Annotated in this window: 23 protein-coding genes and 1 pseudogene; 13 read left to right on the top strand and 11 right to left on the bottom strand. The window is 72.6% G+C overall.

Annotated features, from left to right (window positions below):
• Positions 1-62 precede the first annotated feature (62 nt).
• Positions 63-872, bottom strand: a complete 810-nt coding sequence (locus AY578_RS08915) for an adenosylcobinamide-GDP ribazoletransferase (RefSeq protein ID WP_258902235.1) — start codon at positions 870-872, stop codon at positions 63-65.
• A 60-nt stretch (positions 873-932) separates the two neighbouring features.
• On the opposite strand from AY578_RS08915, the gene AY578_RS08910 reads away from it, so the two are divergent.
• Positions 933-1,673, top strand: coding sequence for a hypothetical protein (locus tag AY578_RS08910; protein ID WP_136237798.1), 741 nt, complete (start codon positions 933-935; stop codon positions 1,671-1,673).
• A gap of 502 nt (positions 1,674-2,175) precedes the next feature.
• Here the strand turns inward: AY578_RS08910 and cobT are convergent.
• Positions 2,176-3,240 carry a nicotinate-nucleotide--dimethylbenzimidazole phosphoribosyltransferase gene (gene cobT, locus AY578_RS08905; protein ID WP_136237797.1) on the bottom strand — a complete coding sequence of 355 codons (1,065 nt, stop codon included), beginning with the start codon at positions 3,238-3,240 and terminating at the stop codon, positions 2,176-2,178.
• 223 nt (positions 3,241-3,463) lie between these two features.
• Between cobT and AY578_RS08900 the strand changes: the two genes are divergently transcribed.
• Positions 3,464-4,513, top strand: a complete 1,050-nt coding sequence (locus AY578_RS08900; protein ID WP_028960807.1) for a class I SAM-dependent methyltransferase — start codon at positions 3,464-3,466, stop codon at positions 4,511-4,513.
• A 16-nt stretch (positions 4,514-4,529) separates the two neighbouring features.
• On the opposite strand, the gene AY578_RS08895 is transcribed toward AY578_RS08900, so the two are convergent.
• Positions 4,530-5,729, bottom strand: a complete 1,200-nt coding sequence (locus AY578_RS08895) for a bifunctional adenosylcobinamide kinase/adenosylcobinamide-phosphate guanylyltransferase (protein ID WP_019522029.1) — start codon at positions 5,727-5,729, stop codon at positions 4,530-4,532.
• A gap of 116 nt (positions 5,730-5,845) precedes the next feature.
• Here AY578_RS08895 and AY578_RS08890 point away from each other — a divergent pair, with 116 nt between their 5' ends.
• Complete coding sequence (locus AY578_RS08890; RefSeq protein ID WP_136237795.1) at positions 5,846-6,094, top strand: hypothetical protein; 249 nt, start codon at positions 5,846-5,848, stop codon at positions 6,092-6,094.
• A 41-nt stretch (positions 6,095-6,135) separates the two neighbouring features.
• Here AY578_RS08890 and AY578_RS08885 read toward each other — a convergent pair whose 3' ends face one another.
• Both AY578_RS08885 and AY578_RS08880 read right to left on the bottom strand, forming a co-directional pair.
• Positions 6,136-6,813, bottom strand: coding sequence for a methyltransferase domain-containing protein (locus AY578_RS08885; protein ID WP_258902234.1), 678 nt, complete (start codon positions 6,811-6,813; stop codon positions 6,136-6,138).
• A gap of 86 nt (positions 6,814-6,899) precedes the next feature.
• Complete coding sequence (locus AY578_RS08880) at positions 6,900-7,538, bottom strand: DUF3043 domain-containing protein (RefSeq protein ID WP_078504466.1); 639 nt, start codon at positions 7,536-7,538, stop codon at positions 6,900-6,902.
• A 270-nt stretch (positions 7,539-7,808) separates the two neighbouring features.
• On the opposite strand from AY578_RS08880, the gene AY578_RS08875 reads away from it, so the two are divergent.
• The 5 genes from AY578_RS08875 to AY578_RS08855 all read left to right on the top strand — a co-directional run bounded on the left by AY578_RS08875 (position 7,809) and on the right by AY578_RS08855 (position 14,250).
• Positions 7,809-8,600, top strand: coding sequence for a PspA/IM30 family protein (locus AY578_RS08875; protein WP_019522025.1), 792 nt, complete (start codon positions 7,809-7,811; stop codon positions 8,598-8,600).
• A 20-nt stretch (positions 8,601-8,620) separates the two neighbouring features.
• A complete protein-coding gene (gene pspAA / locus AY578_RS08870; protein WP_028960806.1) occupies positions 8,621-8,902 on the top strand; it encodes a PspA-associated protein PspAA in 282 nt (93 codons plus the stop codon).
• Positions 8,903-9,035: 133 nt separating this feature from the next.
• Positions 9,036-10,259: a sensor histidine kinase gene (locus AY578_RS08865; protein WP_019522023.1), complete on the top strand. Its 1,224-nt coding sequence runs from the start codon at positions 9,036-9,038 to the stop codon at positions 10,257-10,259.
• 22 nt (positions 10,260-10,281) lie between these two features.
• Complete coding sequence (locus tag AY578_RS08860; protein WP_019522022.1) at positions 10,282-10,971, top strand: response regulator; 690 nt, start codon at positions 10,282-10,284, stop codon at positions 10,969-10,971.
• A 159-nt stretch (positions 10,972-11,130) separates the two neighbouring features.
• The gene (locus tag AY578_RS08855) at positions 11,131-14,250 is read left to right on the top strand and encodes an efflux RND transporter permease subunit (protein WP_136237793.1); all 3,120 of its coding nucleotides are present in this window, start codon (positions 11,131-11,133) and stop codon (positions 14,248-14,250) included.
• 65 nt (positions 14,251-14,315) lie between these two features.
• Here the strand turns inward: AY578_RS08855 and AY578_RS34035 are convergent, their stop codons facing one another.
• From AY578_RS34035 to nadA, 3 genes and pseudogenes are all read right to left on the bottom strand, one after another.
• Positions 14,316-14,705, bottom strand: coding sequence for a WD40 repeat domain-containing protein (locus tag AY578_RS34035; RefSeq protein ID WP_370879044.1), 390 nt, complete (start codon positions 14,703-14,705; stop codon positions 14,316-14,318).
• A gap of 164 nt (positions 14,706-14,869) precedes the next feature.
• Positions 14,870-14,926 (bottom strand): annotated as a pseudogene (locus tag AY578_RS33815) (hypothetical protein); the annotation flags it as partial.
• A gap of 187 nt (positions 14,927-15,113) precedes the next feature.
• The gene (nadA, locus tag AY578_RS08845) at positions 15,114-16,298 is read right to left on the bottom strand and encodes a quinolinate synthase NadA (protein ID WP_019522020.1); all 1,185 of its coding nucleotides are present in this window, start codon (positions 16,296-16,298) and stop codon (positions 15,114-15,116) included.
• Between the two features lie 296 nt (positions 16,299-16,594).
• On the opposite strand from nadA, the gene erpA reads away from it, so the two are divergent.
• Positions 16,595-16,951, top strand: coding sequence for an iron-sulfur cluster insertion protein ErpA (gene erpA / locus AY578_RS08840; protein ID WP_019522019.1), 357 nt, complete (start codon positions 16,595-16,597; stop codon positions 16,949-16,951).
• Between the two features lie 340 nt (positions 16,952-17,291).
• On the opposite strand, the gene AY578_RS08835 is transcribed toward erpA, so the two are convergent.
• Both AY578_RS08835 and AY578_RS08830 read right to left on the bottom strand, forming a co-directional pair.
• Positions 17,292-19,151, bottom strand: coding sequence for a hypothetical protein (locus tag AY578_RS08835; protein ID WP_215048369.1), 1,860 nt, complete (start codon positions 19,149-19,151; stop codon positions 17,292-17,294).
• A 143-nt stretch (positions 19,152-19,294) separates the two neighbouring features.
• Positions 19,295-19,504, bottom strand: a complete 210-nt coding sequence (locus AY578_RS08830) for a hypothetical protein (RefSeq protein ID WP_019522017.1) — start codon at positions 19,502-19,504, stop codon at positions 19,295-19,297.
• A gap of 130 nt (positions 19,505-19,634) precedes the next feature.
• Here AY578_RS08830 and AY578_RS08825 point away from each other — a divergent pair, with 130 nt between their 5' ends.
• Positions 19,635-20,609, top strand: coding sequence for a carbohydrate kinase family protein (locus AY578_RS08825; protein ID WP_019522016.1), 975 nt, complete (start codon positions 19,635-19,637; stop codon positions 20,607-20,609).
• Between the two features lie 13 nt (positions 20,610-20,622).
• On the opposite strand, the gene AY578_RS08820 is transcribed toward AY578_RS08825, so the two are convergent.
• A complete protein-coding gene (locus AY578_RS08820) occupies positions 20,623-22,011 on the bottom strand; it encodes a cysteine desulfurase/sulfurtransferase TusA family protein (RefSeq protein ID WP_161231490.1) in 1,389 nt (462 codons plus the stop codon).
• Between the two features lie 275 nt (positions 22,012-22,286).
• Between AY578_RS08820 and ctaC the strand changes: the two genes are divergently transcribed.
• The 3 genes from ctaC to AY578_RS08805 are packed head-to-tail and all read left to right on the top strand — an operon-like array spanning position 22,287 to position 25,407.
• Positions 22,287-23,279 (top strand): aa3-type cytochrome oxidase subunit II, encoded by a 993-nt coding sequence (gene ctaC, locus AY578_RS08815; protein WP_019522014.1) that lies wholly within the window; start codon positions 22,287-22,289, stop codon positions 23,277-23,279.
• Positions 23,276-25,012, top strand: a complete 1,737-nt coding sequence (gene ctaD, locus AY578_RS08810; protein ID WP_006136606.1) for an aa3-type cytochrome oxidase subunit I — start codon at positions 23,276-23,278, stop codon at positions 25,010-25,012. The genes ctaC and ctaD overlap by 4 nt, the downstream gene beginning before the upstream one ends.
• Entirely contained in the window at positions 25,009-25,407 is a 399-nt protein-coding gene (locus AY578_RS08805) for a cytochrome c oxidase subunit 4 (RefSeq protein WP_019522013.1), read from the top strand. The genes ctaD and AY578_RS08805 overlap by 4 nt, the downstream gene beginning before the upstream one ends.
• Positions 25,408-25,411 lie beyond the last annotated feature (4 nt).

Genomic DNA, 25,411 nt, shown 5'->3' with positions numbered 1-25,411 from the left:
CGATTCGACCCCACAGGCTAGTGGCGAGGGCGGTGCGTCCACAGGGAGATGCGACGATCGTTTCAGCCCAGTGACATGACGACGAGGGCGGTCGTCGCCGCCGTCTCCGCGACCCCGCCGAACACGTCGCCGGTCACCCCGCCGAACCGCCGTACGCAGCGCCGCAGCAGCAGTTCGGCCGCCCCGGCCGCCACCACCACCGCGAGTCCGGCGCGCACCGCGTCGTACGCCCCCAGCGCCGCGCCCGCGCCCGCGAGCAGTCCGGCGGCCAGGAGCACGACGGCGCCGCGCCCCCGCACCGGCACCGCACCCGCGACCGCAGCGCCCAGTCCCTCCGGCCGGGCCGCCGGCACACCGGTGCGAGCGGCCAGGGTGAGGGCGGCCCGCGCCGCGACCGCCGACACCACGGCGGCAAGCGCGCCCCGCGCCCAGGAACCGCCGTACGCCTGCGCCAGCGCGGCCGCCTGCGCCAGCAGCACGAACACCAGGGTGAGCACCCCGAACGGTCCGACGTCCGACTGCTTCATGATCCGCAGCGCGTCCTCGGCGGGCTTGCCGCTGCCCAGTCCGTCCGCGGTGTCGGCCAGTCCGTCCAGGTGCAGCCCCCGGGTCAGCGCGGCCGGCACGGCGACGGAGGCCACGGCGGCGAGCAGCGGTCCCGCCCCGAGCGTCAGGAGCACCAGCCCGGTCGCGGCGGCGAGCACCCCCACGGTGAGGCCGACGACGGGCGCGCAGAGCATGCCCGCCCGCGCGGCCGGACGGTCCCAGCGGGTCAGCCCGGCCGGGAGCACGGTGAGGGTGCCGAAGGCGAAGCGGAGGCCGTCGGCGGCGGAGACGGGGGACGCGGGGGACGCGGGGGAGGGCTCGGGCACCGGCGCAGATTACCCGGCGGTCACCAGGGCGCCGGGTGCGGCCGTGAATAAAGTACGCATATGGGACAGTGGCTGGAGCGGAACATCATCGAGCCGGGCAAGCTCCCGCTGCTCCTCGCCCTGGCCGCGTTCGTCCTCACCTTCGTGATCACGCGGATCGTCACCCGCCTGATCCGGGCCGGCAAGGGCCCCTTCGGCAACGTCACCGCCGGCTCGGTCCACATCCACCATGTGGTGCCCGGGGTCATCCTCACCGTCGTCGGCGGTTTCGGCGCGGTGGCGAGCGGGGGGCGCGGCTTCGGCCCGTACCTGAGCGCGGTGCTGTTCGGCATCGGGGCGGGGCTCGTGCTGGACGAGTTCGCGCTGATCCTGCACCTGGACGACGTGTACTGGTCCGAGGCCGGACGCAAGAGCGTGGAGATGGTGGTCGTCACGGCGGCGCTGGTGGTGCTGCTGCTGGCCGGGTTCGCGCCGTTCGGCGTCAACGACCTCTCCGAGGACGAACTCCAGAACCGCGCGGGGGTGCTGACGGGGATCGCGCTCAACTTCGGGTTCGCGCTGATCGCGCTGAGCAAGGGGAAGGTGCGGATGGCGGGGTTCGGGGTGATCGTGCCGGTGGTGGCGCTCGTCGCGTCCCTGCGGCTGGCCCGCCCGGGCTCGCCGTGGGCCCGCCGCTTCTACCGCCGGCGCCACCGGGCCCGCGCGAAGGCGCTGCTCCGTGCCTACCACCACGACCGCCGCTGGTCGCGCCCGGCGCGGGCGGTCCAGGACTGGCTCGGCGGCAAGCCGGACCGCCCCTGAAAGGGGCGCGGGGAACTGCGCGAACGGGAGCGAGGCCCACCTGCCCCTGGGGCGCGGGAGGGGTCATCGCCCGGGGGCGCGGGGAACTGCGCGAACGGGAGCGAGGCCCACCTGCCCCTGGGGACGCGGGGAGGGGTCATCGCCCCCGGGGGCGCGGGGAACTGCGCGAACGGGAGCGAGGCCCACCTGCCCCTGGGGACGCGGGGAGGGGTCATCGCCCCCGGGGGCGCGGGGAACTGCGCGGACGGGAGTGAGGCTCACCCGCCGCTGGGGACGCGGGGAGGGGTCATCGCCCCCAGGGGCGCGGGGAACTGCTCGAAGGGGGTTCGGGGGCGAAGCCCCCGAGGCGTGAGGGTCCTCCCTAGGCTTCGAAGGCGCCCTGGGTCCAGTCCCGTTCGCGCGGTTCCCCGCGCCCCTGCAGGGCGTTCCTCCCCCGCGACCCGGAAGGGCGCACCACCTTCCCGCGCCCCAGGGGCGTTACTCTCCCGCGTCCCGAAGGGGCTTACGCGTCCTTCGCGGCCTCCGGCCGCACCGGCAACTCCGAAGCCAGTGCCGCCGCCGCCTGCACCAACGGCAACGCCAGCAACGCCCCCGCACCCTCCCCCACCGCAACCCCCTGCGGCAGCACCGGCTCCAACGCCATCCGATCCAACGCCTTCGCCTGCCCCGGCTCCCCACTCGCGTGCGACGCCAGCCACCAGTCCGGCGCCCGGAACGCCACCCGCTGGGCCACCAGCGCGCACGCCGCCGTCACCACCCCGTCCAGCAGCACCGGCACCTTCCGCACCGCGCTCTGCAGAAGGAAACCGGTCATGGCGGTGAGATCCGCCCCGCCCACCGTCGCCAGCAGCCGCAGCTGATCCCCCAGCACCGGCCGCGCCCGCCGCAACGCGTCCCGGATCGCCGCGCACTTGCGCATCCACGCCAGGTCGTCGATCGGCAGGCCGCCGCGCCCGGTCACCACCGACGCGTCCGTCCCGCACAGCGCGGCGACCAGCACACCCGCCGCTGTCGTACCGCCGACGCTGACGTCGCCCAGCACCACCAGGTCCGTACCGGAGTCGGCCTCCTCGTCGGCCACGGCCATCCCCGCGCGGAACGCCGCCTCCGCCTCCTCCAGGGTCAGCGCGTCCTCGATGTCGACCGCCCCGCTGCCGCGCCGCACCCGGTGGCGCACGACGTCCTCGGGCAGTGACGCCGGGTCGCAGTCCAGCGCCATGTCGACCACCCGCACCGGCACGTCCAGCCGGCGCGCCAGCACCGACACGGGACGGCCGCCCTCCAGCACGTCCCGCACCAGCTCCACGGCGGTGCCCGCCGGACGCGCGGAGACCTCCCGCTCCGCGATCCCGTGGTCGCCCGCGAACAGCACCACCCGCGGCCGCTCCACCGGCCGCACCGGCACCGAGGACTGCGCCGCGGCCAGCCACTCACCCAGGTCGTCCAGGCGGCCCAGCGACCCGGGCGGCACCACCAGACGGGCCCGGTGCTCCTCCGCGTCACGGCGCACCCCGCCGTCCGGACGCTCGATCAGATCGGTGAAGTCGTCGAGATTAAGCGAGCTCATTCGCCGAACAGTACCGGCCCTCGCCGAACACCCCGGAGCGCCGGTCGTCCCCGCGTTCGCGCCCTCACCCCCACCACGCCACCCCGGCCGTGATCCACCCCGTGAGGCCCTCCCGTACGTAACGTTTTGCTCGGGAATGCACGGAGATCCCTCCGTCCGTCCCCGACCGTCCCCGCACGTCGCGCCACCCGCGTGCCGTACGACCTCACGCCGGGAGCCGCCCATGTCCGCCACCGCCCCCGACACCGCGTTCCCCGCCCCGCACGGCTCCGCCCGCGTGCACGAGCCGCGCCGCCCCGACTGCCCCTGGTGCGGGTCGGCGCGGCTGCGCACCCGGCTGAGAACGGGGGACCTGCGCCGGCACCGGCCCGGTCTCTTCACCGTCGACGAGTGCCGCGACTGCGGCCACACCTTCCAGAACCCCCGGCTCACCCCCGAGGGCCTGGCCTTCTACCGGCGCGCGGTGCGCGGCGCCCCCCGCGACCCCGCCACCGAACGGGTCCTCGCCCTGCACTCCGTACGCCGGCGCCGCCGCGCCACGGCCCGCGCGATGCTGCCGTACGGCGAACCGGAGAGCTGGCTGGACGTCGGCACGGGCCTCGCCCGATTCCCGGACACCGCACGGGAGTTCTTCCCGTACACCGCGTTCGACGGCACCGACCTCACCACGCGCGTGGAGCGGGCCCGTGAGCTCGGGCGGGTCGAGGAGGCCCACGTGGGGCCGCTCACCGACCCGGGAGTGCTGGCCCGGGTGGCCGGCCGCTACGACGTGGTCAGCCTGCTGCACCATCTGGAACGCACCACCGACCCGCGCGCCGAACTCCACGCCGCCCTCGACGCCCTGCGCCCCGGCGGGCACCTGCTCGTCGAGACCCTCGACCCGCGCTGCGTGTACGCCGCCCTGTTCGGCCGCTGGTGGCTGCCCTACGACCAGCCGCGCCGGCTGCACCTGCTGCCCCGCCGCAACCTCCGCGAGGAACTCCAGGCGCGCGGCTGCGAGATCGTCGTCGCCGGCCACCGCGCCGCCCACGTCCCCCACGACCTGGCCGGCCTCATGGCCCTCGCCCTCTCCCACTCCCTCCCCGCCCCGGACACCCCCTGGCGGGCGATCCCGCCCTCCCCGGCCGACCAACGCCTGCGCACCGCGGTGCTGGGCGCCGGCACCCCGCTGGTGATCGCCGCGGGCCTGGCCGACCTGGCCCTGTCCCCCCTGGCCCGCCACACCCCGCTCGCCAACAGCTACCGCGTGATCGCCCGCAAACCGAAGTCGTAGCCCCGGTGTCGTGGCGTCAGCCCCGCAGCACCAGCGCCTGCCCCGCCACCACCAGCAGCACTTGCTCGCACTCCGTCGCGAACGCCGTGTTCAGGCGGCCCAGTTCGTCGCGGTAGCGGCGGCCGGACGCGGTGGCGGGGACGATGCCCGAGCCGACCTCGTTGGAGACCGCGACCACCGTGCGGCGGGTCTCGCGGACCGCGTCCGTGAGGGCCCGTACGCGGTCGCGGAGGGCGCGTTCGCCGCCGTCCGCCCACTCCGCGTCGTCCCAGGCGCCCACCGCGTCCATCGCGTCCGTCAGCCACAGCGACAGGCAGTCCACGAGTAGCGGCGGGCCGTCGTCCTTGAGCAGCGGCACCAGGTCGCAGGTCTCCACGGTCCGCCAGGACCCCGGCCGCCGCTCCTGGTGCGCGGACACCCGCGCCGCCCACTCCGTGTCCCCGTTGCGCGAGCCGCCGGTCGCCACGTACAGCACCTCGGGGAAGGACTCCAGGCGCCGTTCCGCCTCCACCGACTTGCCGGACCGCGCCCCGCCCAGCACCAGGGTGCGGCGCGGCACGTCGGGCACGTCCTCGTACGCGCCGACCTCCAGCGTCGTCCCGTCCGGCACGGCGCGCGCCCCCGCCGCCGCGAGCCGGCGCCGTACCTCGGGGCCCGGCGGCACGTCGTGGTCCAGGTGCACCGCGATCACGTCCGTCGTCGGCACCACCGCGCCCGTCGCCCGCAGCCGCGCCAGCGCGTCCGGGCGGCCCACCACGTCCAGCACGACCATCGCGTACGGCTCGGCCGGCGCCTCCAGGCCCGCGGGGGCGCCGCCCGGCGGCAGATACAGCAGCCGCTGCCCGTCGGGGCCGGTCACCGCGTACCCGGTGCCGGGCGCGTCCAATGCCACCGCCCGCACCCGATGCCCCGTCAGCAGCGCCAGCTCACGTCCGTCCGGCACCCGCCCCGGCTGCGGCAGCCCGGCCGGCACCTCCACCGCCGGGCCGTCGTGCGGGTGCGACAGCAGCACCTGGCGCACCCCGCCCAGCGAACGCCCCGCACGGGCCGCGGCGAAGGCCGCGCCGGGGGTCAGGTCGAGCAGCAGCGCGCCGTCCACCAGCAGCGAGGTCGCCGCCCGCGCGTCCGGTCCGAGCGCGCACGCGCACGCCGCGCAGGGACAGTCGGGGCGGGGCAGTCCCGCCGGGGCGCCGGTGCCGAGCAGAGTCAGTTCCACGCCCCGATTCTCGCCTTTCCCCACAGCCGATGCCCGTCCGACTACGCTCTTGGTCAGGAGCCGGACCAAGATCCGGCTTCTGCTGTGCAGTGAGCTCACACGCTTGGGAGGCGTACATGGCGGCATGGACGTGGCGGTTCGAGAAGGCCGACGGGACGCAGGTCGAGCCCGCGGTGGCGCCGGAGGAGTTCACCACGCAGGGGGACGCGGAGTCCTGGATCGGGGAGAACTGGAAGGCCCTTCAGGACGGCGGCGCCGACCAGGTGCGGCTGCTGGAGGACGACACCGAGATCTACGGCCCGATGAGCCTGCACGCGGACGAGACCACGGCCGCGGAGGCCGAGAGCGCCGGCGAAGAAGCCTGAGCCGAGTCGGCCGGAACCGCGGTTCCCCGGGGCTGAGCCCGTCAGCCCCGGACCCCGCACAGGTGCAGCAGCGCCGCGACCCCCCGGTACGGGTCCGTGCGCCCGGCCCGGTCCTCGACCGCCAGCACCGCGTCCAGGTCGTCCGGCGGCACCGAGTCGTCCGCCGCCGTGTCCGTGAAGACCCGCACGCCGTACCAGGTGTGCAGCGGCGCCCCGATCCCCGCGAGCGTCGACGTCAGCCGCTTCAGCCCGTACGACGCCGTCGGCGGGCAGAACGCCGCCAGCGCCCCCGCCCAGTCGCCGGACAGCCCCGCGCGCATCGCCGCCGCGTCGCCGTTGCGCACCAGCAGCGACAGCATCCCGCCGGGCGCCAGCATCCGGGCCACACCCGCGAGCAGCGCGTCCGGCTCCTCCACGTCGTCCATGAGCACGCCATGACAGAGCACGACGTCGAAACTGCCCGGCAGGAAATGCACACCGGTGTCCCCGGCCTGCCCCTCGATGATCCGCGTCCGCTCCCGGATGCCCTCCGGCTCCCCGGCGAACGCCTCCCGGACCGCGGCGATCGACGCCGCGTCCTGCTCGACGCCCGTCACCTGATGGCCGGCCCGGGCCAGCCGCAGCGCCTGCGCGCCCCGGCCCATGCCCACGTCGAGCACCCGCAGCCGCTTCCCCACCGGGAAGCGCGCGACTATCTGCTCCTCCAGCTGGCGGGCCACCAGCTCCTCACGGACGACGTCACGCAGACGGCCGGGCCCGCCCAGCGGACCCGGCGCCGTCGTACCGTGCGCGAACGGAGTGGTGCTCAGGGCCGCTCCCCGCGCTTCACCTGAGGCTTGGGCAGCCGCAGCCGGCGCATCTGGAGCGTGCGCATCAGCGCGTACGCCACCGCGCCGCGGCGGTTCTCGTCGGGGAAGCGCTCGGCGAGCGCCTTCTTCAGGCGGAGGCCCGTCACGACCGAGTCGAGCACGATCATCACGATGACGACCAGCCACAGCAGCAGCGCGATGTTCTGCAGCTGCGCCACCCGCACCATGCTCAGCACGAGGATGACCACGGCCATCGGCAGGAACCACTCCGCGATGTGGAAACGCGAGTCCACGAAGTCACGGGCGAAGCGGCGCACCGGACCCTTGTCGCGCGCGGGCAGGTACCGCTCGTCGCCGCTGGCCAGCGCCTGACGCTGACGCTCCAGTGCGGCACGGCGCTCCTCGCGCTGACGCTTGGCGGCCTCCTTGCGCGACATCGTCGTGTTGGCCACGCTGCGGCGCTGCGACTGGGCCACGCTGCGCTTGGGTGTGGGGCGGCCCTTGGGGGCCTCGGGGTGACGGGTCTGAGTGGAGCCGGTCACCGTCGCCTTGTCGGCGCCCGGTGCCTTCTCTTCCTTGGCACGGCTACGGAACACAAAACCCAAGGGTACGGGGTGGCCGGGGTTGGACCACAGCCCCGCGGGGAACGATCCGGCAACACCGGACGTCTCTCCTAGGACAGATGGGGACGTAGCGGGGGCCTTTCGGGACGGCCGCCGGCCGCCACCCCGGGAAGCACCTACTCCCTACGCCGGATCAGGAGGGTACTCAGTCGTCCTTGGGGATGAGCGCATCCGTCCCCGAACAGTGCGGTAATGGATGCAGGGCCCGTACTGTGGGTTCTGAGGCAGTCACTGGAGCTGGAGTCCGTCAGAAGGGGGCGCGCGAAGCCCATGAGCGGTGTCATGAAGCGTATGGGGATGATCTTCCGCGCGAAGGCGAACAAGGCCCTTGACCGGGCCGAGGACCCGCGCGAGACCCTCGATTACTCGTACCAGAAGCAGCTGGAGCTGCTCCAGAAGGTCCGCCGGGGCGTCGCCGACGTGGCGACCAGCCGCAAGCGCCTGGAGCTCCAGCTCAACCAGCTCCAGTCCCAGTCGTCGAAGCTGGAGGACCAGGGCCGCAAGGCGCTCGCGCTGGGCCGGGAGGACCTGGCCCGCGAGGCCCTCTCCCGCCGCGCCGCGCTCCAGCAGCAGGTGACCGACCTGGAGACCCAGCACGCCACGCTCCAGGGCGAGGAGGAGAAGCTGACGCTGGCCGCACAGCGCCTCCAGGCCAAGGTGGACGCCTTCCGCACCAAGAAGGAGACCATCAAGGCCACCTACACCGCCGCCCAGGCGCAGACCCGGATCGGCGAGGCGTTCTCCGGCATCTCCGAGGAGATGGGCGACGTCGGCCTGGCCATCCAGCGCGCCGAGGACAAGACCGCCCAGCTCCAGGCGCGGGCCGGCGCGATCGACGAGCTGCTCGCCTCCGGCGCCCTCGACGACCAGTCCGGCATGCACAAGGACGACATCCAGGCCGAGCTGGACCGCCTCTCCGGCGGCACGGACGTGGAGCTCGAACTGCAGCGCATGAAGGCCGAGCTGGCCGGCGGCACCTCCGGCGACCGGCAGGCCCTCGAGGGCGGCCAGGGTCAGGCGCAGCCGCAGACCCAGCAGCAGCCGCAGGACACCCCGCGCTTCGACAAGCAGTAGCCCACGCCGAGGAGGGCGACATGATCGTACGGATCATGGGGGAGGGGCAGCTGACACTGGAGGAGAGCCGGCTGCCCGAGCTGAACAAGCTCGACGAGGAACTGCTCGCCGAGATGGAGAACGGCGACGGTCCCGGTTTCCGCGCCACGCTCCAGGCCCTGCTGGCCAAGGTGCACGAGCTGGGCGAGCCGCTGCCGGACGACTCCCTGGAGCCGTCCGACCTCATCCTCCCGTCCCCCGACGCCACCCTCGAGGAGGTCCGCGACCTCCTCACCGACGACGGCCTCATCCCGGGGACCTGACACGTCCCCGGAACCACCGGGTCCGGCCGTCCGCGACAAGGCAGTCCCGGCCGTCCGCGACAAGGCAGTCCGCAGAGAGGGGGGAGCCGGGGCCGCGCCGCACGGGCGTCCGCCCCGGTCACCGCAACCAGCCGTGAGCACCCTGACACGCGCCCGCTGCCGGGCGCGGGCCCACCCGGCCGCCGTGGACACGGTGCTGGCCGTCGGCGTCCTGCTGTGCATGGTCGCCGGGTCCTTCGTCGAACCGCACGACCCCAAGGGGGTCAGCTGGGGCCTGCGCACACCCGACCCGCTCAGCCTGGTCCTGATGGCGCTCGGCGCCGCCGCGCTCGTCTTCCGCCGCCGCGCCCCGCGCACGGTGCTCGGCGTCACGGGCGGCCTCTCCGTCGTCGAATCCGTCACCGGCGACCCGCGCGCCCCCGTCGCCATGTGCGCGGTGATCGCCCTCTACACCGTCGCCGCCTCCACCGACCGCCCCACCACCTGGCGGCTCGGCCTGCTCACCATGACCGTCCTCACCGGCACCGCCATGGCCGCAGGACCTCTGCCCTGGTACGCCCAGGAGAACCTGGCGATCCTCGCCTGGACCGGCATCGGCGCCACCGCCGGCGACGCCGTCCGCAGCCGCCGCGCCTTCGTCCAGGCCATCCGCGAGCGCGCCGAACGCGCGGAACGCACCCGCGAGGAGGAGGCCCGCCGCCGCGTCGCCGAGGAGCGCCTGCGCATCGCCCGCGACCTGCACGACGTGGTCGCCCACCACATCGCCCTGGTCAACGTCCAGGCCGGCGTCGCCGCCCACGTCATGGACAAGCGCCCCGACCAGGCCAAGGAGGCCCTCGCCCACGTCCGCGAGGCCAGCCGCCACGCCCTCGGCGAACTGCGCGCCACCGTCGGCCTGCTGCGCCAGTCCGGCGACCCCGAGGCGCCCACCGAACCCGCCCCGGGCCTCGACCGCCTCGACGAACTCGCCGCCACCTTCCGCAACGCCGGACTCCGCGTCGAGGTCGCCCGCGCCGACCAGGGCACCGAACTGCCCGCCGCCGTCGGCCTGGCCGCGTACCGGATCGTCCAGGAGGCGCTGACCAACGTGCAGAAACACGCCGGGGCCGGCGCGCGCGCCGAGGTCAGCGTCGTACGCGTCGGACCGCACATCGAGGTCACCGTGCTCGACGACGGCAGCGACGACGGACACGACCCCGCCCCCGGCGGCGGGCACGGACTGCTCGGGATGCGCGAACGCGTCACCGCCCTGCGCGGCACCCTCACCACAGGCCCCCGCTTCGGCGGCGGTTTCCGCGTGCATGCGATCCTGCCCGTCGAGCCCCGCACCTCCGCCGCTCCCGGCGGCCGCCCGTGACCCACGCCCCGCTGGAGCCCGCATGACGATCCGCGTCCTGCTCGCCGACGACCAGGCACTGCTGCGCAGCGCCTTCCGTGTGCTCGTCGACTCCGAGCCGGACATGGAGGTCGTCGGCGAGGCGTCCGACGGCGCCGAGGCCGTCCGGCTGGCCCGCGCACACCGGCCCGACGTGGTCCTCATGGACATCCGCATGCCCGGCACCGACGGGCTCGCCGCCACCCGCGAGATCAGCGCCGACCCCGCCCTCGACGGGGTGCGGGTGGTCATACTGACGACCTTCGAGGTCGACGACTACGTGGTGCAGTCGCTGCGGGCCGGCGCCTCCGGCTTCCTCGGCAAGGGCTCAGAGCCGGAGGAGATGCTCAACGCCGTCCGCATCGCCGCCGGGGGAGAGGCGCTGCTGTCCCCGCAGGCCACCAAGGGCCTGATCGCCCGCTTCCTCGCCCAGGACGGCCCGCCCGGACCCGACCTCGACCCCGAGCGCGCCGAGCGGCTCGACTCGCTCACCGTGCGGGAGCGGGAAGTGCTGGTCCAGGTCGCCGGCGGCCACTCCAACGACGAGATCGCCGAACGCCTCGAGGTCAGCCCCCTCACCGTGAAGACCCACGTCAACCGGGCCATGGCGAAACTGGGCGCCCGCGACCGGGCCCAGCTCGTGGTCATCGCCTACGAGTCGGGGCTGGTCCGTCCGAGGACGGACCAGGCGTAGCCGGGAGTACTGCGGCGGGAGTACGGGCCGCGTGAAGAATCGGACCTCGGGACCACGGACCGGCACGAGGTCATGGCCCAGGGTGTAGAGCGGGCCGCCTACTGTGCGCGCGCCCGTCTGCCGGACTTTCGCCGCTCGACGGAAAAGAGATCCTGACCCATGTCCTGGCTGTCCAGATTCAGCCTCGCGCAACGGGCGCTGATCGGACTGATGTCGATCATCGCGCTCGTGTTCGGGGCGATCGCGATACCCCAGCTCAAGCAGCAGCTGCTGCCCACCATCGAACTGCCCATGGTCTCCGTGATCGCGCCCTACCAGGGCGCTTCCCCGGACGTGGTGGAGAAGCAGGTCGTCGAACCCATCGAGGACAGCCTGGAGGCCGTCGACGGCATCTCCGGCGTCACCTCGAAGGCGAGCGAGGGCAACGCCGTGATCATGGCGTCCTTCGACTACGGCAACAACACCCAGCAGCTCGTCGCCGACGTGCAGCAGGCCGTCAACCGGGCCGGCGCCCGGCTGCCGTCCGGGGTGGACCCGCAGGTCGTCGCGGGATCCACGGACGACCTCCCGGCCGTGGTCCTCGCCGTCACCTCCGACCAGGACCAGCAGGCGCTCGCCGACCAGCTGGACCGCACGGTGGTGCCCGCGCTGAAGAGCATCGACGGTGTCGGCCAGGTCCTGGTGGACGGTGTGCGGGACCTCCAGGTCACCGTCGTCCCCGACGAGGTGAAGCTCGCCAGGGCCGGCCTGACCGGCGCCTCCCTCGCCCAGGCCCTCCAGGCCGGCGGCGCCACCGTCCCGGCCGGCTCCTTCGACGAGAACGGCGCCAACCGCACCGTCCAGGTCGGCGGCGGCTTCACCTCGGTCCGGCAGATCCAGGACCTGATGGTCACCGCCGCCCCCGGTCAGGGCAAGCCCGTCCGCCTCGGCGACGTGGCCGCCGTCCGGCAGGAGGAGGCGCGCTCCGACTCCCTCACCCGCACCAACGGCCGGCCCAGCCTCGCCGTGATGGCCACCATGGACCACGACGGCAGCGCCGTCGCCATCTCCGAGGCCGTCGAGAAGAAGCTGCCCGGCCTGCGCGAGGACCTCGGCGACGGCGCCACCCTCACCGTGGTCAGCGACCAGGGCCCCGCGGTCTCCAAGGCCATCGACGGCCTCACCACCGAGGGCGCGCTCGGCCTGCTCTTCGCCGTGCTGGTGATCCTCGTCTTCCTCGCGTCGGTCCGCTCCACCCTCGTCACCGCGGTGTCCATCCCGCTGTCGGTGGTGCTCGCGCTGATCGTGCTGTGGACCCGCGACCTGTCGCTCAACATGCTGACCCTCGGCGGCCTGACCATCGCCGTCGGCCGGGTCGTCGACGACTCCATCGTGGTCCTGGAGAACATCAAGCGGCACCTCGGCTACGGCGAGGAACGCCACTCCGCGATCATGAACGCGGTGCGTGAGGTGGCCGGCGCGGTCACCTCCTCCACCCTCACCACCGTCGCCGTGTTCCTGCCGATCGGCCTGGTCGGCGGCATGGTGGGCGAGCTGTTCGGCTCCTTCAGCCTCACCGTCACCGCCGCGCTGCTGGCGTCCCTGCTGGTGTCGCTGACGGTCGTGCCGGTGCTGTCGTACTGGTTCCTGCGGCCCCCGAAGGGCACCCCGCAGGACGCCGAGGAGGCCCGCAGGCAGGCCGAGGAGAAGGAGGCCGAGAGCCGCCTCCAGCGTGCCTACGTGCCCGTGCTGCGCTTCGCCACCCGGCGACGGCTGACCAGCGTCGCCATCGCCGTGGCCGTGCTGGTCGTCACCCTCGCCATGGCCCCGCTGCTGAAGACCAACTTCTTCGACCCGGGCGAGCAGCAGGTCCTCACCGTCACGCAGAAGCTGAGGCCCGGCACCAGCCTGGCCGCCACCGACGCGCAGGCGAAGAAGGTCGAGAAGCTGCTCTCGGACACCGAGGGCGTCAAGGACCACCAGGTGACCGTCGGCTCGTCCGGCTTCATGGCGGCCTTCGGCGGCGGCACCGACACCAACCAGGCCAGCCACCAGGTGATGCTGGAGGACTCCGCGTCCTCCGACGACGTCCTGGACCGCATCGAGAAGGGTCTCGCCCAGCTCGACGGCATCGGCACCACCAAGGTGACGGCCGGCGACGGCTTCGGCAGCCAGGACCTCAGCGTGGTCGTCAAGGCGGCCGACGCGCAGGTGCTGAACAAGGCGGCCGAGCAGGTCCGCGAGGCGGTGGCCTCCCTGGACGACGTCACCGACGTCACCAGCGACCTGGCGCAGAGCGTGCCCCGCATCTCGGTCACGCCCAACGACAAGGCCGCCGCGGCCGGCTTCGACGCCCAGACCCTCGGGATGGCCGTCACCCAGTCGGTGAAGGGCACCCCGGCCGCGAAGGCCGTGCTCGGCGACGCCGAACGGGACGTCGTGATCCGCTCGGCCCGCCCCGCCACGACCGTCGAGGAACTGCGCAACCTGCGCCTCGGCCCGGTGAAGCTGGATGACATCGCCACCGTCCGGCAGGTGGACGGCCCGGTCTCCATGACCCGCATCGACGGCCGGCGCGCGGCCACCGTCACCGCCCGCCCGGTCGGCGACAACACGGGCGCCGTGGGCAGGGCGCTCCAGTCGAAGATCGACGAGCTGACGCTGCCCGCGGGCGCGACGGCCGAGATCGGCGGCGTGACCGCGGACCAGGACGAGGCCTTCGTCAACCTGGGCCTGGCCATGCTGGCCGCCATCGCGATCGTGTTCATGCTGCTCGTCGGCACGTTCCGCTCGCTGGCCCAGCCGCTGATCCTGCTGGTGTCGGTGCCGTTCGCGGCAACCGGCGCGATCGGCCTGCTGCTGGTCACCGGCACCCCGATGGGCGTCCCGGCGATGATCGGCATGCTGATGCTGATCGGCATCGTGGTCACCAACGCGATCGTGCTGATCGACCTGATCAACCAGTACCGCGCACAGGGCTACGGCGTCATCGACGCCGTCCTCGAGGGCGGCCGCCACCGTCTGCGGCCCATCCTGATGACGGCCCTGGCGACGATCTTCGCCCTCCTCCCGATGGCGCTCGGCGTCACCGGCGAGGGCGGCTTCATCGCCCAGCCGCTCGCGGTGGTGGTGATCGGCGGCCTGATCACGTCGACCCTGCTCACCCTGCTCCTGGTCCCGACGCTCTACGCCCTTCTGGAACTCCGCAAGGAGCGCCGCGCCCTGAAGCGCGCGGCGAAGCGGGAGGCGGTCTCCCAGCCGCAGCCGGCCTCCGACACGGAGACTCCGGCGCAGGTCTGACGCGCCGTCCGCCGGCACAGGGGCGCCCCCGTGGACTCCACGGGGGCGCCCTTTCGCGTCCGGCCTCAGACGCGTGGTAGTAGGTGATGTCCCAGTGGTCGCCCTCGCGGGCGTAGGGGTTGCCGCCAGGGAACCGGTACCGGCGGGCGCCGTCGCTCCGCCTGCCCAGGTAGCGGAAGCGGTCGGCGATGTACTCGTTCACGCAGGAGCGGAGGGCGATGTCGACCTTGTAGCCGTTGTAGTGGCTGTATCTGCCGGAGGCGCCCGGTGACCAGGGTGTCCCGGTCGATGAAGGCGACGGTGTGCACGCTGTCGACGTGACCGGCGAACTCACGGACCTGTACGGGCCGGTGGCGGGAGCCGTGCTCCGGCAGCCGCCACAGCCGGGCCGTGCGGTCGTCGGACCCGGTGACCAGAAGGCCGCGTTCGCCGGGGCGGAACGCCGGCGACTGCACCGCGCGCGTGTGCGCGGACCGCTCGGCGACGGGCCCGGCGCGGGTCCGCCGTACGCCGACGTTCCCCGGTCGTCGAACGCGGCGACCGGCGAGCCGTCCGCGGGCCCCGCCCCGAGCCGCGCGGTCACCACCTGGACCAGCGCGGCCGTGGCCCGCTCCCGGCCGAAGAACCACCCGGCGTCGTCCGTCCCGTACGCGGCGAGCCCTCGGTACGGGCACACGCCCCCGTCCGCGCCCTGGCAGCGCTGCGCCGGCAGTACGGTCACGACGAGCCGTGCCAGCAGCCCGCCGGGTGGCTGTGGGGGACCGGCAGAGCAGCCGATCGGGTGATGAGGCCCCGAATCCACGACACGCGGGCCGGGACGGTCATCCGTCCCGGCCCGCGTGTACGCGAGGTCCTCGCCGCCGCTACGGCAGCGCCAGCATGCGCTCCAGGGCCAGCTTCGCGAAGGCTTCCGTCTCCTTGTCGACCTCGATGCGGTTGACCAGGGTGCCCTCGGCGAGGGACTCCAGGGCCCACACCAGGTGGGGGAGGTCGATGCGGTTCATCGTCGAGCAGAAGCAGACCGTGCGGTCGAGGAACACGATCTCCTTGTCCTCGGACGCGAAACGGTTCGCCAGGCGGCGGACCAGGTTCAGCTCGGTGCCGATGGCCCACTTGGAACCGGCCGGGGCCGCCTCCAGCGTCTTGATGATGTACTCGGTCGAGCCGACGTGGTCCGCCGCGGCGACGACCTCGTGACGGCACTCGGGGTGCACCAGCACGTTGACGCCCGGGATGCGCTCGCGGACCTCGTTCACCGAGTCCAGGCTGAAGCGGCCGTGCACCGAGCAGTGGCCGCGCCACAGGATCATCTTCGCGGCGCGCAGCTCCTCGGCGGTCAGACCGCCGTTCGGCTTGTGCGGGTTGTAGACGACGCAGTCCTCGAGGGACATGCCCATGTCCCGCACCGCCGTGTTGCGGCCCAGGTGCTGGTCGGGGAGGAAGAGGACCTTCTCGCCCTGCTCGAACGCCCAGTCCAGGGCCCGCTTGGCGTTCGACGAGGTGCAGATCGTGCCGCCGTGCTTGCCGGTGAAGGCCTTGATGTCGGCGGAGGAGTTCATGTACGAGACGGGGACGACCTGCTCGGCGACCCCGGCCTCGGTCAGCACGTCCCAGCACTCGGCGACCTGCTCGGCGGTGGCCATGTCCGCCATGGAGCAACCGGCCGCGAGGTCGGGGAGGACGACCTTCTGGTCGTCGCCGGTGAGGATGTCCGCGGACTCGGCCATGAAGTGCACACCGCAGAACACGATGTACTCGGCCTGGGGGCGCGCGGCCGCGTCCCGCGCCAGCTTGAAGGAGTCGCCCGTGACATCGGCGAACTGGATGACCTCGTCCCGCTGGTAGTGATGGCCGAGCACGAAGACCTTGTCCCCGAGCTTCTCCTTGGCCGCGCGGGCGCGCTCCACCAGGTCCGGGTCGGACGGCGAGGGGAGGTCGCCGGGGCACTCCACTCCGCGCTCGCTCCTCGGGTCGGCCTCACGGCCGAGGAGCAGCAGGGCGAGGGGAGTCGGCTGGACGTCGAGCTCCTGGGTCTGGGCGGTGGTCACGGCACGCACCCTTTCTGTTCTGGCGACTTCTCGTCGAAATGACGTTATCTATCATAACCGGTTCACGTCACTTTGACGATGGCCATAGCGTCCATGTGACGTGAATCCCGGCGGCCGCCCGTTCATTCCCGGCGAGCTCCGGCGAGCCCCGGCAAGCGACGGTTTCCGCTCCGCACGGCGTGTGCGAGCATGAGGAGGGAGCCGAGGAAAAGACGCACCCGGCCCGGAATGAATCCGCGGCCCCGTCGGTTGCAACCGTCGGCAAGCAGTCTCCGTACAACCCGGGAGAGATGTAGATGTCCGTATCGGACGAGACCACCACCGTGACCGACGGCATCGTCCTGACCGACGCCGCCGCGTCCAAGGTCAAGGCCCTGCTCGACCAGGAAGGCCGTGACGACCTCGCGCTGCGCGTGGCCGTCCAGCCCGGCGGCTGCTCCGGCCTGCGGTACCAGCTCTTCTTCGACGAGCGCTCGCTCGACGGCGACGTGGTGAAGGACTTCGGCGGTGTGAAGGTCGTCACCGACCGCATGAGCGCCCCGTACCTGGGCGGCGCCACCATCGACTTCGTCGACACCATCGAGAAGCAGGGCTTCACGATCGACAACCCGAACGCCACGGGTTCCTGCGCCTGCGGCGACTCCTTCAGCTGAGCCTCACCGGTCCGTCCGGCGGACCACATGACGAAGGCGGCGGCCCCGTGACCACGGGACCGCCGCCTTCGTCGTACGCGATGCCGCCCAGGGCCTGTCCGGCGGAATCATGCCGGGGACGCGGGGTCTGGCACACCCTCCCCGCTGCCCTGAACGGGCATGGGGGTACCCCCAGCGGCGTTGTCGTCGCTGGCCGCCCCCCCGCTCGGCTTCGCTCGAGCGAAAGGGGTTCTCGCCGCGTCGACTTCCTCCTCCGCCTCGCAGCCGGAGGCATCAAAACCCGCTCACCTAGGTCGCGAGGCGCCGCGCCTCTCCCACGACGCGATCCGCCGGACAGGCCTCAGCGGGCGCCGGACGGTGCCGGCAGGCGGGCGCCGTCCTTGTGCAGCGGTACCGGCTCGCCGTCCGCCGTCACCACGTGGCGGTCGCCGAGCGGGGCGTCCAGTTTCAGCGTCTGCTCGTACTGCTTGGCGATCAGGATGCACACCTTGTCCGGCCAGGGCGTCTCGGTCACCCGCACGGTGACCTCGCCCCCGCTCTCGCTCGCCGTCGCCTTGTAGTCGGCGCAGACGCCGCCCGTGAACGTCACGGTCAGCTCGTCGCCCTCGGCACGGTAGCCCTCCACCTCGACCTCACGGGTGGCCGGTGCCGACGTCGGCTCGTCACCGGGGCGCGACGGTTCTCCGGACCCGGCCGGCGCGGCGAGGAACGTGGGCTCCACCGCCGGATGCGTCACCGTGAACGGGTTGTCCGAGCCCGCCGGGCGCACCTCGAACAGCCACGACGGCACCAGCGCCGGACGCCCGTCCACCGAGTGCGCGGCCAGCCCGAACACCGCCTTGTCCACCGACACCGTGTCGCCGGCCGGCTGCTGCTTGGTAGCAGGGGCGCAGGGCTCCTCCTGCTGCTGCCCCTCGTCCAGCGGTACGGGACCGGCGCAGCCGCCGATGTCCACCCGGTCGCCGGCGCCGGGCGCCCCGTTCATCGCGTCCAGCGCCTCACGGGCGCTCACCACCGGGTACTCGTCGCCCTTCACCGGCTCCGCGAGCCGCCCGCTGCCGCCGACGACCTCGCCGCTCGCCCCGACGACCACCCCGGTCGTCCAGCCGTACGTCGGCAGCCCGCCGACCTCCGGGTCGGCGTTCACCACGCGGCTGCCGTCCAGCACCTGGCTCGCGTCCAGCTTGGCGTCGTCCTGGCCCAACGCCTTCAGCACCGGCGCGGCGGCCTTCTTCGCGGCGGCCTCGCTCACCGCGGCCGTCTTGGCGCCGGTCGGGGCCTTGCAGGTGGCGCCCTTGCAGTTGTCGCTGCGGGGGATGTTCCGGCTGAAGGTCCAGGCGCCGGGGGCCTGCTTGTCGACGCGCAGGGCCGGGCCGGAGCCGTCCTGGCCGCCGATGCGCCAGGAGCCGCCCTCGGCGACCGGCTTGCCCTCGACGCCCAGCGCCTCGGCCAGGGCGACGACCTGGTCCTCGGTGACCTGGCCCCGCGCGTGGAACACGGGCGCGGCGTCCGGGCCGGCGGGGAGGGCGCCCTCGGCGCGGTAGGTCGCGCCGTACGGGTTGGGCTCGCCCGGCGCGATGCCGTTCGGGCCGCTCTCGGAGTAGCCGTCCAGGGCGAGCGGCGGGGGAGTGGCGTCGCCGTTCGCCCCCGGTGCCGAGCCGCCCCCGGAGTCCCCGGCCGCCCCGGCGGCGAGGTACGCCCCACCACCGCCGACCAGCAGCACGGCGGCGGCGACGGAGGCGACCAACGCCGGCGTCCGCCGCCGCGCGGGCCTCTCGGACCCGGGGTCCCCGTCGTGGCCGGCGCCTACGACGGGCTCGGGGCCGGCGTAGGCGTGGTCGTCGGCCGGGGCGCCGTCGGAGGCGTCGTCGGCGGCCGGCTCCGTCTTCTCGGAGGCTTTGGAGGCTTCGGAGGCTCCGGACGCTTCGGAGGTCTCGGAGCCCCCGGTGGTGTCCTTGGGCCGGTCGGCCGCCTCCGGTTCACCCGCACCGGTGTCCGTGGACGTGGCGTCCGCGCCCCCGTCCTCGTCGCCCTCCGGCTGAGAAGCCTCTTCGTCCGCGCCCCGCGTCCCCGCGGCGCCGGAGTCCGATGCGGCCGCCTCCGAGGAGGAGGTGGTGCGCGGCCGCGCGCCCTCCGTGTCGGGCGCGTCGCCCGAGACGGGGCGCGGCTCGTCGTCGTGGTCGGGTCGCTCGGTGTTCACCGCATCGCTCCTTCGCCTGCACAGCTGTCCCATGCGGACCCTGCCCGGTCGCACCGGGGCTGCTGAGGGTTCGTATCCCGCATCCCCTCTACGGGGGACAGCGATGGGACGCAGTGGGGGAGCGCGCGGTTCCCCTCGTTCGCTCAGTCGCCGTAGTCGGACATCGCGTCGAGCATCCGCGCCGAGGAGGGCGGCACGTCCACCCCGTGGATCAGGGAGGGTGACACGGGCCGGGACGCCGTCCGCTCGGGCGCCGCCCAGTGGGGGACCATCCGGGCGCAGTCGCCGCGCAGCGAGGTCAGGTCGCCCTCGAGGTCGACCGGAGCGGAGCCGTGGACCTTGATGTTCGTCATGTCCGCACCGTATGCACGCCGACGGCCGCGAAGAAAGAGCTACTATCGGGTAGTTTCGGCTGCTTCTACGGGCCGTCCCCACCCGGTAGCGTGAAGTGTCAAACCCCCCTCCCTCAGGAGAATCCACGCCGTGCGCATCGCAGTCACCGGCTCCATCGCCACCGACCACCTCATGACCTTCCCCGGCCGCTTCGCCGACCAGCTCGTCGCGGACCAGCTGCACACGGTCTCGCTGTCCTTCCTGGTCGACAACCTCGACGTGCGTCGCGGCGGGGTGGCCGCGAACATCGCCTTCGGCATGGGCCAGCTCGGCACCCGCCCGATCCTGGTCGGCGCGGCCGGGTTCGACTTCGACGAGTACCGCGCCTGGCTGGAGCGGCACGGCGTCGACACCGACTCCGTCCGTATCTCGGACACCCTGCACACCGCCCGCTTCGTGTGCACCACGGACTCCGACCACAACCAGATCGGCTCCTTCTACACGGGCGCGATGAGCGAGGCCCGTCTGATCGAGCTGAAGACCGTCGCCGACCGTGTGGGCGGCCTCGACCTGGTGTCCATCGGCGCCGACGACCCGGAGGCGATGCTCCGGCACACCGAGGAGTGCCGGTCGCGGGGCATCCCGTTCGCCGCCGACTTCTCCCAGCAGATCGCCCGTATGAACGGGGAGGAGATCCGGATACTGCTGGAGGGGGCCACGTACCTCTTCTCCAACGAGTACGAGAAGGGCCTCATCCAGACGAAGACCGGCTGGACCGACGAGGAGATCCTCTCCAAGGTCGGCCACCGCGTCACCACCCTCGGCGCCCGTGGCGTGCGCATCGAGCGGGCCGGCGAACCGGCCGTCGAGGTCGCCTGCCCCGACGAGGAGCGCAAGGCCGACCCGACCGGCGTCGGCGACGCCTTCCGCGCCGGCTTCCTGTCCGGCCTCGCGTGGGGCGTCTCGCTGGAGCGCGCCGCGCAGGTCGGCTGCATGCTGGCGACCCTCGTCATCGAGACGGTCGGCACCCAGGAGTACCGGCTGCGCCGCGCCCACTTCATGGAGCGCTTCACCAAGGCCTACGGCGACGACGCCGCCACCGAGGTGCGCGAGCACCTGCGCTGACCCCGGTCACACCTCATGACAGCCGGCGGACCACATAGGCCGCGCCCCGGTCCGCCGGCTGCTCGCCGACGTACTCCTGGCCGCGCATCTCGCACCACGCGGGGATGTCCAGCCGGGCCGCCTCGTCGTCGGCGAGGACCCGCACCAGGCCGCCCACCGGCACGTCGCCGATCACCTTGGCCAGTTCGATCACCGGGATCGGGCAGCGCCGCCCCAGCGCGTCCACCACCAGGGCCTCCTCCCGCTCCTCGGTGACGGCCTCCGTACGGGACACCGGCGCGCCCAGCTTCTCCCGCACCCCGGCGACCACGCCCGGCAGCACGTCGAGGAAGCGCTCCACGTCCTCCTCCTTCGTGCCCGGCGGCAGAGACACCCGGACGTTGCCCTCGCTGAGCACCCCCATCGCCTTCAGCACATGGCTGGGCGTCAGGGTGGAGCTGGTGCAGGACGAGCCGGACGACACCGAGAAGCCCGCCCGGTCCAGCTCGTGCAGCACGGTCTCCCCGTCGACATAGAGACACGAGAAGGTGACCACGCCCGGCAGCCGCCGCTCCGGGTCCCCGACCACCTCCACGTCCGGAACGAGCTCCGGCACCCGCGCCCGGATCCGCTCCGTCAGTTCCCGCAGCCGGGCCGCCTCCTGGGCGGCCTCCGCCCGCACCGCCCGCAGCGACGCCGCCGCGGCCACGATCGCCGGAAGGTTCTCGAACCCGGGCACCCGTCCCGACTCCCGCTCGTCCCGCGGACCCTGGGGCGCGAACCGCACCCCCTTGCGCACCGCCAGCAGACCGACCCCCGGCGGCCCGCCCCACTTGTGGGCGCTCGCCGCCAGCAGCGACCAGGCCCCCTCCACCGGCCCCCAGCCCAGCGACTGCGCCGCGTCCACCAGCAGCGGCACCCCGGCGGCCCGGCACGCCTCGGCCGCCTCGGCCACCGGCTGGAGGGTGCCCACCTCATGGTTGGCGGACTGCAGACAGGCCAGCGCGGTGTCCGGCCGCAGCGCCCCGGTGAACTCGGACGGGCGTACGGCACCCGTGCGGTCCACCGGGACCTCGGTGACCGTGCCGCCGCCGTCCCGGTGAACGTCCGCCGCATGGAGTACAGAAGAGTGTTCGACCGCTGACACGATCAGGTGACGCCCGGTGCGCCGCCGCCCGGCCAGCGCCCCCGCGATCCCGGAGTGCACCGCCGCCGTCCCGGACGGGGTGAACACCAGCTCGTCGGGCCGGCACCCCACCCCCTCCGCGGCCGCCTCCCGGGCGGCGTCCAGCAACAGCCGCGCCCGCCGCCCCTCCTTGTACAACCGCGCCGGATCCGCCCACCCTTCGTCCAGGGACGCCATCAGCGCCTGACGGGCAACGGGATGAAGAGGAGCGGCGGAAGCGGCGTCGAAGTAGGACACACGCCAACGCTAACCCCCTCAGGGGCGCGGGGAACCGCGCGACCGACCACGACGACGCCGCAGCCGCCACGACCCCCGTACCCCCGGGCAGATGGGGCGCTCGATGTAACCCGCGGCGCGTACGGCACCCCTCCCCGCGACCCCTCGGAGAGCGTCGGCTAGGGTTTGGTCCGCATAAACATCCAAACCCCTGCCCGACGCAGGGCGGCGACCGACCAGCGAGAAGGCCAGGCCGCAGCCGAACAGCGCGGGCGAGACTCTCGGGAAGGCGCTACGTGAGTCCCAACGGCTCCGACCTCCCCCACGGCCTGGAAGGCGTGGGCGGTACCCCCAAGCCGCGGCGCCCGATGCGGCGGAAGCTGCTGCAGGCACTGACCGCGGGCCTGGTCCTGGCGACCGCCACCGGTTGCACATGGGAGGACTTCCCCCGCCTTGGCATGCCCACCCCCACGACGGAAGAGGCTCCCCGGATCCTCTCCCTGTGGCAGGGGTCCTGGGCGGCCGCGCTCGCCGTCGGCGTGCTGGTGTGGGGCCTGATCCTGTGGAGTGCTTTCTTCCACCGGCGCAGCCGCACCAAGGTCGAGGTACCTCCGCAGACCCGGTACAACATGCCCATCGAGGCGTTGTACACGGTGGTCCCCCTCATCATCGTCTCGGTGTTCTTCTACTTCACCGCGCGCGACGAATCCGAGCTGCTGAAGCTCGAGAAGAAGCCCGACGTCACGGTGAACGTGGTCGGCTTCCAGTGGAGCTGGTGCTTCAACTACGTCGAGAACGTCGAGGGTTCCACGGGCGACGCCAAGACGTCCAAGGAACTCGACGCGATTCCGGACCGCTACAAGGAGGCCTTCCCGGCCGACGCCGGCGGTGTCTACGACTGCGGCATCCCCGGAACCCGGAACCCGCAGACCAACAACCCGGGCCCCACCCTGTGGCTGCCCGAGGGCAAGCGGGTCCGCTTCGTGCTGACCTCGCGTGACGTCATCCACTCCTTCTGGGTGGTGCCGTTCCTGATGAAGCAGGACGTCATCCCGGGCCACACCAACGCCTTCGAGGTGACCCCCAACCGTGAGGGCACCTTCCTCGGCAAGTGCGCCGAACTCTGCGGCGTCGACCACTCCCGGATGCTGTTCAACGTGAAGGTCGTCTCCCCCGAGCGGTACGAGCAGCACCTGAAGGACCTCGCGAAGAAGGGGCAGAAGGGCTACGTGCCCGCGGGCATCGAGCAGTCCGGCCCCGAGAAGAACCGGGAGTCGAACATCCTGTGAGCATCCTCAACGAACCCAAGGGTGCCGCGGCAGCTGGGTCCCACTACGAGGACGAACTGCCGGTCAGGCGCCAGAACCGTGGCAGCGTCGTGGTCAAGTGGCTGACGACCACGGACCACAAGACGATCGGCACGATGTACCTCGTGACGTCGTTCGTCTTCTTCGTCATCGGCGGCGTGATGGCCCTGGTGATGCGCGCCGAGCTGGCCCGCCCGGGCCTGCAGATCGTGTCGAACGAGCAGTTCAACCAGGCGTTCACGATGCACGGCACGATCATGCTGCTGATGTTCGCGACGCCGCTGTTCGCCGGCTTCGCGAACTGGATCATGCCGCTGCAGATCGGCGCGCCCGACGTGGCGTTCCCGCGGCTGAACATGTTCGCCTACTGGCTCTACTCGTTCGGCTCGCTCATCGCGGTCGGCGGTTTCCTGACGCCGGACGGCGCCGCCAGCTTCGGCTGGTTCGCCTACTCGCCGCTGTCGGACGCGGTCCGCTCGCCGGGCATCGGCTCCGACATGTGGATCATGGGCCTCGCCCTCTCCGGCTTCGGCACCATCCTCGGCGCGGTCAACTTCATCACCACCATCATCTGCATGCGCGCCCCCGGCATGACGATGTTCCGCATGCCGATCTTCACCTGGAACGTGCTGCTCACCGGTGTGCTGGTGCTGCTCGCCTTCCCGGTGCTGGCCGCCGCGCTGTTCGCCCTGGAGGCCGACCGCAAGTTCGGGGCGCACATCTTCGACTCGACGAACGGCGGAGCGCTGCTGTGGCAGCACCTCTTCTGGTTCTTCGGTCACCCCGAGGTGTACATCATCGCGCTGCCGTTCTTCGGCATCGTCTCCGAGATCATCCCGGTGTTCTCCCGCAAGCCGATGTTCGGCTACATGGGCCTCATCGGCGCGACCATCGCGATCGCGGGTCTGTCGGTGACGGTGTGGGCGCACCACATGTACGTCACGGGCGGTGTGCTGCTGCCGTTCTTCTCCTTCATGACCTTCCTGATCGCGGTCCCGACCGGTGTGAAGTTCTTCAACTGGATCGGCACCATGTGGAAGGGCAGCCTGTCCTTCGAGACGCCGATGCTGTGGACGCTGGGCTTCCTCATCACGTTCACCTTCGGCGGTCTGACCGGCGTCATCCTGGCCTCGCCGCCGCTGGACTTCCACGTGTCCGACTCGTACTTCGTGGTGGCGCACTTCCACTACGTGGTGTTCGGCACCGTGGTGTTCGCGATGTTCGCCGGCTTCCACTTCTGGTGGCCGAAGTTCACCGGCAAGATGCTCGACGAGCGGCTCGGCAAGATCACCTTCTGGACGCTGTTCATCGGCTTCCACGGCACCTTCCTGGTCCAGCACTGGCTGGGCGTCGAGGGCATGCCGCGCCGGTACGCGGACTACCTGGCCGCGGACGGCTTCACCGCCCTGAACACGGTCTCGACGATCGCCTCGTTCCTCCTCGGCATGTCGCTGCTGCCGTTCTTCTACAACGTGTGGAAGACCGCCAAGTACGGCAAGAAGGTCGAGGTCGACGACCCGTGGGGCTACGGCCGCTCCCTGGAGTGGGCGACCTCCTGCCCGCCGCCCCGGCACAACTTCCTCACCCTGCCGCGGATCCGCAGTGAATCCCCGGCGTTCGACCTGCACCACCCGGAGATCGCCGCGCTCGACGAGCTCGAGAACGCCGGTCACGGCGAGAAGGCCCTCTCCGGCGGCAAGGAGGCCGGCAAGTGAAGATCCAGGGCAAGATGTTCATGTGGCTGAGCCTCTTCTTCCTGGCCATGGCCGTGGTCTACGGCGTGTGGTCGAAGGAGCCGGTCGGCACCACTGCCCTCGTCCTGTCCTTCGGCCTGAGCATCATGATCGGCTTCTACCTGGGCTTCACCGCCCGGCGGGTCGACGTGGGCGCCCAGGACAACAAGGAGGCGGACGTCGCCGACGACGCCGGCGAGGTCGGGTTCTTCAGCCCGCACAGCTGGCAGCCCCTGGCCCTGGCCGCGGGCGGCGCCTTCGCCTTCCTCGGCGTGGCGATCGGCTGGTGGCTGATGTACTTCTCCGCGCCGCTCCTGCTGATCGGCCTGTGGGGATGGGTCTTCGAGTACTACCGCGGTGAGAACCGCACCCAGTAGCACG

Origin of the sequence: Streptomyces thermocarboxydus (genome assembly GCF_024760485.1) — a bacterium.
Classification (GTDB): Bacteria; Actinomycetota; Actinomycetes; order Streptomycetales; family Streptomycetaceae; genus Streptomyces; species Streptomyces cellulosae.
The sequence above is the reverse complement of the archived record's forward strand: the minus strand, read 5'-3'. Positions and strand labels throughout refer to the sequence as shown.

Bases quoted from the DNA above. Each gene is read 5' to 3' on its own strand.
- AY578_RS08910 (WP_136237798.1), top strand. From the start codon at position 933: ATGGGACAGTGGCTGGAGCGGAACATCATCGAGCCGGGCAAGCTCCCG.
- cobT (WP_136237797.1), bottom strand. From the start codon at position 3,240: ATGAGCTCGCTTAATCTCGACGACTTCACCGATCTGATCGAGCGTCCG.
- AY578_RS08900 (WP_028960807.1), top strand. From the start codon at position 3,464: ATGTCCGCCACCGCCCCCGACACCGCGTTCCCCGCCCCGCACGGCTCC.
- AY578_RS08890 (WP_136237795.1), top strand. From the start codon at position 5,846: ATGGCGGCATGGACGTGGCGGTTCGAGAAGGCCGACGGGACGCAGGTC.
- AY578_RS08875 (WP_019522025.1), top strand. From the start codon at position 7,809: ATGAAGCGTATGGGGATGATCTTCCGCGCGAAGGCGAACAAGGCCCTT.
- pspAA (WP_028960806.1), top strand. From the start codon at position 8,621: ATGATCGTACGGATCATGGGGGAGGGGCAGCTGACACTGGAGGAGAGC.
- AY578_RS08860 (WP_019522022.1), top strand. From the start codon at position 10,282: ATGACGATCCGCGTCCTGCTCGCCGACGACCAGGCACTGCTGCGCAGC.
- AY578_RS08855 (WP_136237793.1), top strand. From the start codon at position 11,131: ATGTCCTGGCTGTCCAGATTCAGCCTCGCGCAACGGGCGCTGATCGGA.
- erpA (WP_019522019.1), top strand. From the start codon at position 16,595: ATGTCCGTATCGGACGAGACCACCACCGTGACCGACGGCATCGTCCTG.
- AY578_RS08830 (WP_019522017.1), bottom strand. From the start codon at position 19,504: ATGACGAACATCAAGGTCCACGGCTCCGCTCCGGTCGACCTCGAGGGC.